The sequence below is a fragment of the Amycolatopsis rhizosphaerae genome, from assembly GCF_007713715.1.
Lineage (GTDB): Bacteria > Actinomycetota > Actinomycetes > Mycobacteriales > Pseudonocardiaceae > Amycolatopsis_E > Amycolatopsis_E rhizosphaerae.
On the sequence record NZ_VJWX01000017.1, the window covers coordinates 21,061 to 34,236 of the forward strand.

Sequence of the window (13,176 nt, forward strand, 5' to 3'; positions counted from 1 at the left end):
CGTGTTCGCGATCTCGGCGGTGGGTACGGACGCCGCCGACCCGCTCAGCGGGCTGCGGGCCGGCGAGTGGCCGGACCCCTCGCCCGGAGACGGTTGGACGATGGTGACGGTTCGGGCGGCTTCGCTGAACCGGCACGATCTGTGGACCCTGCGAGGCGTGGTCCCGGCGCACCAGCGGCTGCCGATCGTGCTCGGCTCCGACGCCGCGGGTGTCGACGACGAGGGCAACGAGGTGCTCGTGCACTCGGTGATCGGCAGTCCGGGCCGGTATGGGGACGAGACGCTCGATCCCCACCGTTCGGTGCTCAGTGAGAAGTACGACGGGACGTTCGCCGAACGGGTGGCGGTGCCCGCCCGGAACCTGGTGCCCAAGCCGGCGTCGCTGTCCTTCGAGGAGGCCGCGTGTCTGCCGGGTTCCTGGCTGACGGCCTACCGGATGCTGTTCGAGCAGGCACCGCTGGGACCCGGTGCCACCGTGCTGGTGCAGGGAGCGGGCGGGGGAGTCGCCACGGCGCTGATCGCGCTCGGCAGGGCGGCAGGCCTCCGGGTCTGGGTGACCGGGAGTACCGGGGAACGCCGCGAACGAGCCGAACGCCTCGGCGCCGAAGCGACCTTCCCGCCGGGGGCGCGGCTGCCGTGCCGGGTCGACGCGGTGATGGAAACCGTGGGCGAGGCGACCTGGGCGCATTCGATGCGCAGCGTCCGGTCCGGCGGCTACATCGTCGTCAGCGGGGCCACCACGGGAGCGGCCCCGGCGGTCGACCTGACCCATGTGTTCTACCGGCAGCTGACGATCACCGGCTGCACCCTCGGCACCCGGGAGCAGCTGGTGCGGCTGCTGCGTTTCTGCGCGGAACACCGGCTCGCGCCGACCGTCGACCGGGTCATGCCGCTGTCGCAGGCCAGGGCGGGTTTCCAGGCGATGGCCGAAGGAACGGTGTTCGGCAAGGTCGTGTTCACCGTGTGAATCGGTGGATGAAGGAAAACGAGAAAGGAGAGCAGGCCGATGAGCAGGTCGACGTTGACCCGGGGGGTCCTCGAAGAGTTCGTGATCGACGCACTGGTGGCGCAGGGCGCCACCAGGGAGCAGATCACGCCCGACGTGTCGTTCGACGAGATCGGGCTGGATTCGCTGAGCGTCACCGATATGGGGCTTTCGGTCAAGAACGAGTTCGGGATCGCCCTGGCCCCCGGAGATCTCGAAGACGTCGAGAACCTCCGGGCCGCGCTGGCCGTGATCTTCGCCAAGGCGGGGCTGTGAACGCCGGTCCGCGGAACCCGGACACCCCGGAGGGACATCGATGACCGTCACCCTGGCAGGGGCGGGCTCGGCGTTGCCGGACCGGGCCCTGGGCAACGACGAGTTCACCCACCTCGACACCTCCGACGAGTGGATCGTGCAGCGCACCGGCATCCGGCAGCGGTACTGGCTGGACGAAGACGGGAGCCTCGCCGGACTCGCGGAGCGTGCCTGCCGTCGTGCGCTGGCCGACGCCGCGGTGGCACCGCAGGCGATCCGGCACGTCATCGTGGCCACCTCCACCGGGGACCGCGTCAGCCCGGGGATGGCGGTCGAGGTGGCCACCAGGCTGGGACTCGGGTGCCCGGCCGCGTTCGACGTCGCCGCGGGCTGTTCCGGGTTCCTCTACGCGGTGGACCAGGCGATCGCGCTGATCGAGTCCGGCAGGGCGGAGCACGTCCTGGTCTGCGGCGCCGAGGCGCTGTCCCGGATCACGGACCGGACCGACCGGAGCACCGCGGTGCTGCTGGGCGACGGCGCCGGGGCCGTCGTGGTGTCGAGGTCGGCCGGTGCGCTCCGGCCGCAGTTCGCGCTCGCCTCGGACGGCACGAAGATCGACCTGCTCTACGTCGGCAGGCAGGACCGGCTGCTGCGGATGCGGGGAAGGGACATCTACCAGCACGCCGTGGAGGCGATGACCGGGCACACCCGCCTGGTGCTCAAGGCGTCCGGGCTCGGCGCGGACGACCTCGCGCTGTTCGTGGCGCACCAGGCCAACGCGCGGATCGTGCGGGCGGTCGCCCGGCGGCTCGAAGTCCCGGAGGAGAAGGTCTTCCTCAACGTCGACCGCGTGGCGAACACGTCCTCCGCGTCGATCCCGCTGGCGCTGGCACAGGCCGCGGAAGAGAACCTCCTGCCGTCCGGAGGGATTCTGGGCCTGGCGGCCTTCGGCGCGGGCCTGACCTGGGGAGCCGGGGTGATCTCGTGGAAGGCGGGCCCCGGCGCGGACGGCGACACCGGAAAACCGGCAGGAAAGGAACGGGAACAGCGATGAACAACTCTGGCCTGCTCGCGGACAAGGTCGCCCTCATCACCGGCGCGAGCAGTGGTATCGGCGCCGCCGCGGCGAGGGTGTTCGCCAGGGAAGGAGCCAAGGTCGTCCTGGTGGCCCGGCGCAAGGAACTGCTGGAGGAACTGACCGGGGAACTGCGGGCCGGGGGCGCCGAGGCCGAGTTCGCCGTCGCGGACGTGCGGGTGGCCGAGGAGTGCGTCGCGGCCGTCGAAACGGCCGTGGAGCGGTTCGGCAGGCTGGACGCGGCGTTCAACAACGCCGGGTACGGCATCGGGCGCGACCCGCTGCACCTGATGGACGACGACGTCTACGACTACATCGTCGACACCAACCTGCGCGGGGTGTTCAACTGCCTGCGCCCCGAGATCACCACGATGCTCACGAACGAGAACGGCGGTGCGATCGTCAACACGAGCAGCGTCGGAGGGCTCGTCGCCACCCCGGTGTCCGCGCCCTACGTCGCCGCGAAGCACGCCGTGATCGGCCTGACGCGGGCAGCGGCGTCGGAGTACGGCGGCGAGCGGATCCGGGTCAACGCCATCGCTCCCGGCGTCACCCACAGCGAACTCGTGGCCGACTGGTTCGCGAAGAACCCCGGTATGGAGGCGATGCTGCACCAGTTGACGCCCCAGCCGCGTACGGCGCAGCCGGAGGAAATCGCCCAAGCGGCCGCGTGGCTGTGCAGCGATCGGGCCTCGTACGTCACCGGGGTCGCCATGCCGGTCGACGGCGGCTTCACGATCCAGTAGCCGGACTGATCCATCGGAAGAGAGGAGACGGTGATGGCGGATCGCCTCGCCGGAAAGGTCGCCGTGATCACCGGCGCGGGCTCGGGCATCGGACGTGCGGTGGCGGAGCGGTTCGCCGAGGAGGGCGCGGTCGTCGCCGCCTGGGACGTGAACGAACCCGCCGCGGCCAAAACGGCGAAAACGCTCGTGGAGCGCGGCGCCATGGCGACGAGTTTCGCGGTCGACGTTTCCTCGTCGGCGTCGGTGCGAGCCGCGGCCGCGGGAGTGCTGGAGCAGTTCGGCACCGTGGACGTCCTGGTCAACAACGCCGGGATCTTCGATTACTACACCACCCTGAGGGACACCACCGAGGAAGCCTGGGACCGCGTGCTCGACGTGAATCTCAAGGGGATGTTCCTGGTCACCCAGGCCTTGCTGGACGCGCTGATCGAAGGCGGCGGAGTCGTCGTGAACACCTCTTCGATCTCCGGGATGATCGCGGGCGGCGGTGGTGTCGCGTACACCTCGTCCAAGCACGGGGTCGTCGGGTTCACGCGGCAGCTGGCGCTCGAGTACGGGAAACAGGGGGTGCGGGCCAATGCGGTCCTGCCCGGCGCGGTCGAAACCGAAATGACCAAACCACTTCTCGCACAGAAAGATCTGCCCATTCTGGAAACCGTGCGGAGCGTGCCCGCCGGGCGACATGCGCAGCCGGATGAGATCGCCGACACGGTGCTGTTCCTGGCCAGTGACGAAGCGAGGTTCGTCTACGGCACGAGCTTCGTCGTCGACGGAGGGTGGACGATCGTCTGAACGCGCCGTGGCAGGCGGCGATTCCTGGGGAAATCAGTTCTGGGGAAAGCACATTTTCGGGGAAACCCGTTCTTTTCACCACTGGGGTTGCGCGGAAGGAAGCTCCGCGCGTAATCAAGAGAAACGGATGAAGATGTTCTCGTCTGAGTCACGCACGCCGGCAAGACGCGGCTTCCGGGGAGCCGCGGTGCTATCGGCGGCCCTCGCCACCCTCGCGCTGGCGGTCGCGCCGGCACACGCCGCGGGACCGGTGACGCCACTGTTCACCCTTCCGCCGGGCAACGTCGCGCCCGAGTCGCTGACCGCCGACCCGGCCACCGGGGACATCTTCGTCTCCAGTTACACCAACGGCGAGGTCGACCGCCGTCCCGCCGGTGCGGGGCAGGCACAGGTGTTCATCGCGGCCGGCGCGGACGGCCGCGCGAACGCCACCGGGGTCAAGGTCGACGGGGCGGGCAGGCTGTGGGTGCTGGGCGGCCCCACCGGACTGGTCGACGTGTACGACGTCAAGACCGCCCAGCGGATCGCGGCCTTCACCAGCGGTCGCACCGACGGGCTGCTCAACGACCTCACGTTCGGCCCGGACGGAAGCGCCTACATCACCGACTCGTACCTGCCGGTCGTCTACCGGGTCACGCCCGCGGACCTCGCGGGCTCGCCCAACGGCGCCGCATTGCCCGAATGGCTTTCGCTGACCGGTACGCCCGCCGACTACGGCACCACGAAACAGTTGAACCTCAACGGGATCGCCGCGTACGGCGGCTACCTGGTGACGGTCAACTCCACGACGGGACAGCTGTTCCGGATCTGCCTGGCCAGCCGCACGGTCAGCGTTGTCCAGAGCAGCACCCAGTTCGTCACCGGCGACGGTCTGACCATCGCCGGTGACCAGATGTGGATCAGCCAGAACTACCGCAACACGGTGGTTCGGGCCGGACTCAGCGACGACGCCGGTGTCGCCACCACGGAGGTCACGTTCACCAGCGACGACCTCCGGATTCCCAGTTCGGTGATCCGCTACGGCGGGCAGACGGTCGTGACCCGCGGCCAGTTCGGCAATCCGACGCCCGTGACCCCGTTCGACGTGGCAGTGGTCGGCGGGATCTAGCGGACGAACTCCGCTGTGCCGTAGCGCCTCCCGGGACGGCTCCGACGACCTCAGCCGTCGTCGGCCCCGTCCCGGGAGGCCATCTCCGACAGCCGCCGCATGGCGTCGTGGTCGGCGCTGCCGGGCTCGGCCTGGTAGATCGTCATCCGCTGCCCGCCGACGCCGAGGCGGAGTACCTCGTAGTCGAACGTGACCTCGCCGATTTCCGGATGCCGGAACCGGGCTTGCGCGCTCCGGCGCTGCCGGACGTCGTAACGTTGCCATATTCCGCCGAATTCGGCACTGTCCCGGGAAAGTTCCTCGACCAGCGCGGTGAGTTCCGGCGCCTCGGGTTCGTCGGCGAGCAGCGAGCGCAGTTGGGCGGACGTGCTGACCGCGGCCTCCTCCCAGTCGGCGTAGAGCCGCCTCGCGGCGGGATGCAGGAACAGGTAGCGGATCGTGTTACGGCGTTCGGCGGGCCAGTCCGCCATTCCGGGGAACAACGCGAGCGCCTCGGGGTTGGCGCCGAGGATGTCGCTGGTCCGGCTGAGGACGTACGCGGGCCAGGGGCGCACGGTCTGGAGCAGCCGCCGGATTCCGGGGCGCACCTCGCGCTCCGACGGGGTTGCCGGGGACAGCACGCGCTGTGCGGTGTGGTTGGCCAGTGCGTACAGGTGCGCGTGCTCCTCCCGGTTGAGCCGCAGCGCACTCGCGAGCCCGTCGAGGACCACACCACTCGGATTGGTTTCGCGGCCCTGCTCGAGGCGGATGTAGTACTGGACGCTGAGCCCGGCGAGGGTGGCGAGTTCCTCCCTGCGCAGCCCCTGCGTCCTGCGCAGGCCGGTGCCCTCGGGCAGCCCGACGTCGGCCGGGCGCAGCCGCGCGCGGCGGGCGACGAGAAATTCGCCGAGCAAAGTGGACTTACTCGTTCTCCCGGGCCTGACCATCCCCACTGCTCCTGTGTTTCCGTGCCGGTCCCCGTGCCTGTCCCTGTCAGTGGCAGGCACGGTGGTGATACCCACACTGCGGTCTTTTTGATGACATTACTTGCTGACAGGGTGGAAATCGTCCGGGTGATCACACCGTCTGTCTCGCGAAGGCGGTTCGGCCGGGGCACAGCCGAACGCCGAAGGAAGGAAACCGGTGACCGAAACAGTCACGCCCAGTCCCGCGCGGCGCGGCCGCTGGGCTGGTCCCGCACCGGAACGGGCGGGCTTCGGCGGGCGGTTCACCACGGCGACCTCCCTTGGTTCGGTCCTCAATCCCGTCAACTCGTCGATCATCGCGATCGCGCTGGTGGCCATCGGCCGGTCGTTCGGTGTCGGCGCCGACGCCACCACCTGGCTGGTGTCCGCGCTGTACGTGGCGACGGCGGTCGGGCAGCCGACCGCCGGACGTCTCGCCGATCTCTTCGGCCCGCGGCGGATCTACGTCGCGGGGTCGATGCTCGTGGGGATCGGTGGCCTGACCGGATTCCTGGCCCAGTCGCTCACCGTGCTGGTGATCGCACGGGTGATCATCGGTCTCGGCACGTCGGCGGCCTACCCGGCCGCGATGGCCATGGTGCGGCGGCAGTCCGAGCGGCTCGGGACCCCGGCACCCGGGGGAGTGCTCAGCGCGCTGGCGATCGCGGGCTGGACGAGCATGGCCGTCGGGCCGCCGCTCGGTGGCCTGCTCATCGCCATCGGCGGCTGGCGGGCCACGCTGATCGTCAACGTGCCACTGGCGGCGATCAGCCTGCTGTGCGCGCTGCTGTGGCTGCCCGCCGACGAACGCCGGGAACGCGGGACCTCCTCGCGGCTGCGGACGTTCGATCCGGCCGGGATGGTGCTGTTCGCGGTGGTGCTGATCAGCCTGCTCGTGTTCCTGATGGACCTGACCTCGCCGCGCTGGTGGCTGCTGGGCGTGTCCGTCGTGCTGCTGGGCGTGCTGATCGGGTGGGAGCTGCGGAATCCCACGCCGTTCCTCGACGTGCGGATGCTGGCGACCCACCGCGCGCTGACCACGACCTACCTGCGGTACGCGGTCACCATGCTGGTGACCTACTGCTTCCTCTACGGCTGGACGATGTGGCTCGAGCAGAGCGCGCACTTTTCCAGCTCGGCCACCGGGCTGCTGATGGTTCCGTGTTTCGTCGTGGCGGCCGCCGGTTCGGCGCTCATCGCGCGGTGCGGAGTGTGGGGTCCGCTGCTGGCGGGCACCGTCGCGCTCACCGCGGCCAGCGCGTCGCTGCTGTTGTTGCACGCGGACTCGCCGCTGTGGCTGCTCGTTGCCACCAGCGTGCTGTTCGGCCTGCAGAACGGGCTGAACGCGGTGAGCAACCAGAGCGCGATGTACCGCCAGGCGCCCGCCTCGCACACCGGTTCGGCCGCCGGGCTGCTGCGCACCTTCTCCTACCTCGGGGCGATCGCGTCGGCGAGCCTGATCAGCCTCACCTTCGGTGCCCAGGCCGAGGACCACGGCCTGCACCACCTGGCCCTCATTCTCACGGTCGGTTCCGCGGCGACGATCCTCACCGTCGCGTTCGACCGTGAGCTCCGGCGGAAACCCACGCCCGCGAAGCTTCCTGACCACGGCAAGTGACTACACCAAGGAGAAAGAGAACAACGTGGCCATCACCACGATCGACCGCAACACCGCACTGATCGTCGTCGACCTGCAGAAGGGGATCGTGGCGCTGCCCACCGTCCACTCCGCCGACGAGATCGTCGAGCGCAGCAACCGGCTGCTGGCCGCTTTCCACCGGCACGGCCTGCCGGTCGTCCTGGTCAACGTCGACGGCGGCGCGCCGGGCCGCACCGACGCCAACGCCGGTGGCGGGGAACTGCCCGCGGACTTCACCGAGTTCGTCCCCGAACTCGACCGGCAGCCCACGGACATCGTGGTGACGAAGCCGAACTGGGGTGCCTTCTACGGGACCTCGCTCGACCTCCGGCTGCGCCGCCTCGGCGTCACCCAGGTGGTGCTGGCCGGCATCGCGACCAGCATCGGTGTCGAGTCGACCGCCCGCGCGGCCCACGAACGCGGCTACCACGTCACGCTCGCGGTGGACGCCATGACCGACCTGAACCCCGAGACGCACCGGAACAGCATCGAGCGGATCTTCCCGATGCTCGGTGAGAGCGGTACCGCGCAGGAGATCATCGATCACCTGAAGGAATCTCACTGACCGATCGGGTTCCCGAACCGTTTGCCGGCCCCTCTTCCCCAGGGAGGAGCCGGCAAACGGTTCTCCCGTCTTCGCGGCTCGGCCCCCGCGCCGCGGTGACCTGACTGGTCCTCGGTGGACTTTCAGGCCGTCCGGTCACATCAGCTGGTGCGCCGCCAAAGTCATCGGATTCATGTAGTCGCGGAAGTGCGCCACCTGTCCGTCGCGCCGGGTGATGAACCAGGCGCAGCTGATCTCGACCGGTGTGCCTTCGGCGGTCTGGTGGTGGCCGTCGCCTTCGATGATGACCTCGTCGCCGACATCGCGCACTCGGACGTTGTCGAAGGATCCGAAGCGCAGGCGCCCGTTCTCGGCGTCGAAGACCTCACGCAGGCGGGCGGCGATCGCGTCCCGCCCCTCGATCCGGCGTTCGGCCTCCCGGGGCGAGAAGGGGAATTCGTGCACGGCATCGGGGGCGTAGATGCGCGCCCAGCCGTCGACGTCGCCGTCGGCGAGGCAGCCGAACGCCTCGGCCAGCCAGCCGGGAACAACGGACACAGGAGCCATGGCATCCTCCGGTAGAATTTCGGACCGTGAGTCCCCATCGTGACCGAGCCCGGGGTGTCGGTATCGGCGAAGAGCGCCTCGGCGGCGGTCAGGATCCGAGGCGCCGGCACGGGAGCGGATCATCGCGTTCCTGGACGCGGTGCTCACCTTCAAGCTGAACAACCGTCACCTCATCCGCGCACGAGAAGTCGCCTCCACCGGAGCACTGCGAACCGAGCGTTACCTGTGGATGCAGGACACGCTGCGGACTCTGATCGCCGACGCCATGCCCAGGGCGACCGACGGCGATGCCGGATACACCGCCCACGCCCTGCTCGCCGCGATCCACATCGACCTTGTCGAGGAATTGCTGGCCAGCGGATCCACATCCGACCAGATCCGCCACTCTCAGGCCGCCTTCGCGCGGGCGGTCATCGCCGACGTGCCGAGGCGTGACAGCCGCTGTTGATCTACGCTGCAGCGCGCTGCGCCCGTGCCGGGGAGAGTGCTCCGACGATTTCGTCGACCTTGGTCTTGGCGTCGCCGAAGAGCATCTGGGTGTTTTCCCGGAAGAAGAGCGGGTTCTGCACACCGGCGTAGCCGGCGGCCATGGAGCGTTTGAAGACGACGACGTCCTTGGCTTCCCAGACCCGGAGGACCGGCATGCCGGCGATGGGGCTGCCGGGGTCTTCGGCCGCGGCCGGGTTGACGGTGTCGTTGGCGCCGATGACCAGGACGACGTCGGTTCCGGCCAGGTCGTCGTTGATCTCGTCCATCTCCAGCACGATGTCGTACGGCACCTTCGCTTCGGCCAGCAGCACGTTCATGTGCCCGGGGAGGCGCCCGGCGACGGGGTGGATTCCGAAGCGGACGTCGGCACCGCGCTCGCGCAGGAGGCGGGCGAGTTCGGCGACCGGGTACTGCGCCTGGGCGACGGCCATGCCGTAGCCCGGTGTGATGACCACGCGCGACGCGGAGGCCAGCAGTTCGGCGGTCTCCTCGGCCGAGATCTCGCGGTGCTCACCGTGCTCGGTGCCGTCGGTGGCCTTGGCCTCGATGCCGAAGCCACCGGCGATGACCGAGGCGAAGGACCGGTTCATCGCTTTGCACATGAGGTAGGACAGGTAGGCGCCCGAGGAGCCGACCAGCGCGCCCGTGACGATCAACAGGTCGTTGTCGAGCAGGAAGCCCGAGGCCGCCGCGGCCCAGCCGGAGTAGCTGTTGAGCATCGAGACCACGACCGGCATGTCGCCGCCGCCGATGGAGGCGACCAGGTGCCAGCCCAGCGCCAGGGCGACCAGCGTGATCAGGGCGAGGACGATCGTGCCCGTGCGGTCGGTCCTGTCGTGGGAGACGACGAGGTAGACCACGCTCAGCACGGCGAAGACGACGAGCGCACCGACGTTGATGAAGTTCTTGCCCGGCAGCATGAGCGGGGCGCTCTTGATCTTCGCCGACAGCTTGAGGTTGGCCACGATCGAGCCGGTGAAGGTGACCGCGCCGATGAAGATGCCGATGGCGATCTCGGCGTTGTGGATGTTCCACAGCGAGATCGGCGACTCGGCCGGTTCGCCGGACAGCAGGCCTTCGCGGTGGCCGACCCAGCCGATCAGCACGGCGGCCAGACCGACGAAGGAGTGCAGCAGGGCGATCAGTTCGGGCATGCCGGTCATCTGGACGATCCGGGCACGCCACAGGCCGATCGCACCACCGGCCGCGACGGCGACGAACATCAGGACGATGCCCGGCGTGCCGTTGCTGCCGCCGCTGTCGATGACGTAGACGATCGTGGCGAGAAGGGCGACGCCCATGCCGGTGACGCCGTAGGTCCAGCCCTGTCGGGCGCTTTCGTGCCTGGACAGTCCGGCGAGGCTGAGGATGAAGAGCAGCGCGGCGACGACGTACGCCGCGGTGGCCATGGCGGAGACGGTCATGTCGTCAGTTCCCTCGGCTGAACAGGGCGAGCATGCGGCGTGTCACCGCGAAGCCACCGAAGATGTTGATGGAGGCGAGCAGGACGGCGACGGCGCCGAGCGACTGCATGAGGTGGTCGGGGTGCCACACCTTCAGCAGCGCACCCACGACGACGACGCCGGAAATGGCGTTGGTGACGCTCATCAGCGGGGTGTGCAGTGCGTGATGGACCTTGCCGATCACGTAGTAGCCGATGACGATCGCGAGCATCAGCACGGTGAAGTGCTGCGGCAGCGGGGCCGGGGCGAAGGCGACGATCAGGCCGAAGGCGAGGATGCCGGCCAGGCTCAGGCCGAGCTTGGTGACGGCGCTCAGGGGCGCCTTCTCCTCCTTGGCGGGTACGTCGGCAGCCGGCCCCGTGCTGCCGGCGGCGGGCGCCGCCGAGACCTGCACGGGCGGCGGTGGCCACAGCTTCTCTCCGTCCCTGACCACGGTGATGCCGCGCTGGACGACGTCGTCGAGGTCGAGGACGACCTTCCCGTCCTTGCCCGGAGTGAGCAGCTTCATCAGGTTGACCAGGTTGGTCCCGTACAGCTGCGACGCCTGGGTGGGCAGGCGGCCGGCGAGGTCGGTGTAACCGAGGATGATCACGCCGTTGCCGGTGACGATCCGCTGCCCGGGGACGCTGCCCTCGACGTTGCCGCCCGTGCCTGCGGCCATGTCGACGATCACCGAGCCCGGCTTCATGCTCGCCACGTCGGCGGCCGTGATCAGCCGCGGCGCCGGGCGCCCCGGGATCAGCGCGGTGGTGATGACGATGTCGACGTCCGCGGCCTGGTCGGAGTAGAGCTTCGCGGCGGCCTCGTTGTAGAGGTCCGAGGTGGCCTTCGCGTAGCCGTCGGACGACTGCTGTGTCTCCTCCTGGACCGCTACCGGGAGGTAGTCGCCGCCCAGTGACTTCACCTGATCGGCCACCTCCGGGCGCGGGTCGGTCGCACGCACGATCGCACCCAGCGACGAGGCCGCGCCGATCGCGGCCAGGCCCGCCACCCCCGCCCCCGCGACGAGCACCTTCGCCGGCGGTACCTTGCCCGCGGCGGTCACCTGGCCGGTGAAGAAGCGGCCGAACTCGTGGGCCGCCTCGATCACCGCGCGGTAGCCGGCGATGTTGGCCATGGACGAGAGCACATCGAGCGACTGGGCGCGGCTGATGCGCGGCACCGCGTCCATCGCCAGCACCGTGATCGGCCGCGCCGCGAGTGCGTCGACCAGCTGGGGGTTGAGGGCCGGTGCGAGTGTGGAGACCAGTGTGGCGCCGTCCTTCGGCTTGCCCACCTCGCCCGGTGACGGGCCGTTGACCCGGAAGACGATGTCGGCGCCCCACGCCTCCTCGCCCGTGCCGATCCGTGCCCCGGCCTCCCCGTACGACTCGTCGGCGAAGGCGGAGAGTGCCCCGGCCCCTGCCTCGATCACCACGTCGTATCCGAGCCCGGTCAGCTGCTTGACGGTCGCCGGTGTCGCGGCGACACGCGTCTCCCCTGCGGGCTCGCAAGGGACTCCAATGCGCATGGGAATACTCCAGTTTCGTTTCGGAGGCGCCTCCGAGCCGAGCGGTGCGGCCATCGGCTCGGAGGCGCCGGTGGGATGCCGGACAGGAGGCCCGCCGTCAGACCTGCGTGTTACGGGGCAGCCGGGGCCTTTGTGAGGTGCCGGGCGAGGTAGTTGTTCCAGGTGTGCCGGAAGCTCTCCGCGAGCTGGGACTGCGGGGCGAACAGGTCGAAGGCGTGGTAAGCGCCGGGATAGAGGTGCAGCTCGACGGGGACGCCGTGGGTACGCAGGCGCGTGGCGTAGTCGAGGCTCTCGTCGCGGAAGACGTCGAGTTCACCGACGCCGATGAAGGTCGGAGGCAAGCCGGCGAGGTCGGCCGCCCGGGAGGCGGCGCAGTAGGGCGTGATGTCCTCGGTGCCGGCGCGGTCGCCGAGGATCGCTTGCCAGGCAAGGAGGTTGGTCGCGCGGTCCCAGATGCCGATGTCGGTGATCTCCCGGCTCGAGTCGGTCGTGTTGCGGTCGTCGAGCATCGGGTACATCAGCAGCTGGAACAGGGGGGTCACCGCGCCGCGGTCGCGGATCAGCAGGGCGGTGGTGGCGGCGATGCCTCCGCCTCCGCTCTGGCCGGCCAGCCCGATCCGGGTGGGGTCCAGGCCGAGATCGGTGGCGTGGTCGCTGATCCACCGGTAGGCGGTGTATCCGTCCTCGGCGGCGCCGGGCGCGGGGGTTTCCGGTGCCAGGCGGTAGTCGACGGCGGCGACGGCGCAGCCGAGTGCCGCGGACAGCTGCTTGAGCCAGGGGACGTCCTGGGCGGCGAAGCCGAGCACCTGCCCACCGCCGTGGAACCACATGATGACCGGCAGCGCCCCGGGCGCGTTCTGCGGACGCAGCAGGAGGATCGGGACGTCGGGGGCTTCGGCGCGCGGCACGCGGATCTCGTGGGCGGTGACGGTGGGCTCGTCGGGGATGGTGCCGGCGATGGATTCGGCGAGCGCGCGGACGGCTTGGCGTGTGGCGGGGACGTCGGTCAGGTCGAAGATGCCGTTCGGGCCGATCGGCATGGCCTGGAGTGCTGTGGCG

The 13,176-nt window shown here is 69.7% G+C and carries 14 protein-coding genes; 9 read left to right on the forward strand and 5 right to left on the reverse strand.

From position 1 onward, the window contains the following. The first annotated feature begins 1 nt into the window (after window position 1). The 6 genes from FNH05_RS03540 (at window position 2) to FNH05_RS03565 (ending at window position 4,961) form a co-directional block, all read left to right on the forward strand. Complete coding sequence (locus FNH05_RS03540; protein WP_144585803.1) at window positions 2–967, forward strand: zinc-binding dehydrogenase; 966 nt, start codon at window positions 2–4, stop codon at window positions 965–967. 39 nt (window positions 968–1,006) lie between these two features. After that, window positions 1,007–1,261 (forward strand): acyl carrier protein, encoded by a 255-nt coding sequence (locus FNH05_RS03545; protein ID WP_144585804.1) that lies wholly within the window; start codon window positions 1,007–1,009, stop codon window positions 1,259–1,261. 40 nt (window positions 1,262–1,301) lie between these two features. After that, the gene (locus FNH05_RS03550; protein WP_144585805.1) at window positions 1,302–2,294 is read left to right on the forward strand and encodes a beta-ketoacyl-ACP synthase III; all 993 of its coding nucleotides are present in this window, start codon (window positions 1,302–1,304) and stop codon (window positions 2,292–2,294) included. Further along, window positions 2,291–3,061, forward strand: a complete 771-nt coding sequence (locus FNH05_RS03555) for a glucose 1-dehydrogenase (RefSeq protein ID WP_144585806.1) — start codon at window positions 2,291–2,293, stop codon at window positions 3,059–3,061. Before FNH05_RS03550 ends, FNH05_RS03555 begins: the two co-directional genes overlap by 4 nt. Window positions 3,062–3,094: 33 nt before the next feature. Then, window positions 3,095–3,853 carry an SDR family NAD(P)-dependent oxidoreductase gene (locus FNH05_RS03560; RefSeq protein ID WP_144585807.1) on the forward strand — a complete coding sequence of 253 codons (759 nt, stop codon included), beginning with the start codon at window positions 3,095–3,097 and terminating at the stop codon, window positions 3,851–3,853. A 187-nt stretch (window positions 3,854–4,040) separates the two neighbouring features. Beyond that, window positions 4,041–4,961: an SMP-30/gluconolactonase/LRE family protein gene (locus tag FNH05_RS03565; RefSeq protein WP_144585808.1), complete on the forward strand. Its 921-nt coding sequence runs from the start codon at window positions 4,041–4,043 to the stop codon at window positions 4,959–4,961. Between the two features lie 50 nt (window positions 4,962–5,011). Here the strand turns inward: FNH05_RS03565 and FNH05_RS03570 are convergent, their stop codons facing one another. Next, window positions 5,012–5,887 (reverse strand): helix-turn-helix domain-containing protein, encoded by an 876-nt coding sequence (locus tag FNH05_RS03570; RefSeq protein ID WP_144585809.1) that lies wholly within the window; start codon window positions 5,885–5,887, stop codon window positions 5,012–5,014. Window positions 5,888–6,083: 196 nt separating this feature from the next. Between FNH05_RS03570 and FNH05_RS03575 the strand changes: the two genes are divergently transcribed. Then, complete coding sequence (locus tag FNH05_RS03575; protein ID WP_186382359.1) at window positions 6,084–7,523, forward strand: MFS transporter; 1,440 nt, start codon at window positions 6,084–6,086, stop codon at window positions 7,521–7,523. 25 nt (window positions 7,524–7,548) lie between these two features. Beyond that, window positions 7,549–8,109: an isochorismatase family protein gene (locus FNH05_RS03580; RefSeq protein ID WP_144585811.1), complete on the forward strand. Its 561-nt coding sequence runs from the start codon at window positions 7,549–7,551 to the stop codon at window positions 8,107–8,109. A 135-nt stretch (window positions 8,110–8,244) separates the two neighbouring features. On the opposite strand, the gene FNH05_RS03585 is transcribed toward FNH05_RS03580, so the two are convergent. Continuing rightward, the gene (locus tag FNH05_RS03585) at window positions 8,245–8,655 is read right to left on the reverse strand and encodes a nuclear transport factor 2 family protein (RefSeq protein ID WP_144585812.1); all 411 of its coding nucleotides are present in this window, start codon (window positions 8,653–8,655) and stop codon (window positions 8,245–8,247) included. Between the two features lie 139 nt (window positions 8,656–8,794). Between FNH05_RS03585 and FNH05_RS03590 the strand changes: the two genes are divergently transcribed. Next, complete coding sequence (locus tag FNH05_RS03590) at window positions 8,795–9,103, forward strand: hypothetical protein (RefSeq protein WP_144585813.1); 309 nt, start codon at window positions 8,795–8,797, stop codon at window positions 9,101–9,103. A gap of 1 nt (window position 9,104) precedes the next feature. Here the strand turns inward: FNH05_RS03590 and pntB are convergent, their stop codons facing one another. The 3 genes from pntB to FNH05_RS03605 all read right to left on the reverse strand — a co-directional run. After that, window positions 9,105–10,568 (reverse strand): Re/Si-specific NAD(P)(+) transhydrogenase subunit beta, encoded by a 1,464-nt coding sequence (gene pntB / locus FNH05_RS03595; protein WP_144585814.1) that lies wholly within the window; start codon window positions 10,566–10,568, stop codon window positions 9,105–9,107. Between the two features lie 4 nt (window positions 10,569–10,572). Then, window positions 10,573–12,117, reverse strand: coding sequence for a Re/Si-specific NAD(P)(+) transhydrogenase subunit alpha (locus FNH05_RS03600; RefSeq protein ID WP_144585815.1), 1,545 nt, complete (start codon window positions 12,115–12,117; stop codon window positions 10,573–10,575). A 110-nt stretch (window positions 12,118–12,227) separates the two neighbouring features. Continuing rightward, a partial coding sequence (locus FNH05_RS03605) for an alpha/beta hydrolase fold domain-containing protein (RefSeq protein ID WP_222426504.1) occupies window positions 12,228–13,176 on the reverse strand: 949 nt, incomplete at its 5' end.

Coding starts and splice junctions, on each gene's coding strand:
- FNH05_RS03585 (WP_144585812.1), bottom strand. CDS start 8,655: ATGGCTCCTGTGTCCGTTGTTCCCGGCTGGCTGGCCGAGGCGTTCGGC.
- FNH05_RS03555 (WP_144585806.1), top strand. CDS start 2,291: ATGAACAACTCTGGCCTGCTCGCGGACAAGGTCGCCCTCATCACCGGC.
- FNH05_RS03570 (WP_144585809.1), bottom strand. CDS start 5,887: ATGGTCAGGCCCGGGAGAACGAGTAAGTCCACTTTGCTCGGCGAATTT.
- FNH05_RS03545 (WP_144585804.1), top strand. CDS start 1,007: ATGAGCAGGTCGACGTTGACCCGGGGGGTCCTCGAAGAGTTCGTGATC.
- FNH05_RS03600 (WP_144585815.1), bottom strand. CDS start 12,117: ATGCGCATTGGAGTCCCTTGCGAGCCCGCAGGGGAGACGCGTGTCGCC.
- pntB (WP_144585814.1), bottom strand. CDS start 10,568: ATGACCGTCTCCGCCATGGCCACCGCGGCGTACGTCGTCGCCGCGCTG.
- FNH05_RS03550 (WP_144585805.1), top strand. CDS start 1,302: ATGACCGTCACCCTGGCAGGGGCGGGCTCGGCGTTGCCGGACCGGGCC.
- FNH05_RS03560 (WP_144585807.1), top strand. CDS start 3,095: ATGGCGGATCGCCTCGCCGGAAAGGTCGCCGTGATCACCGGCGCGGGC.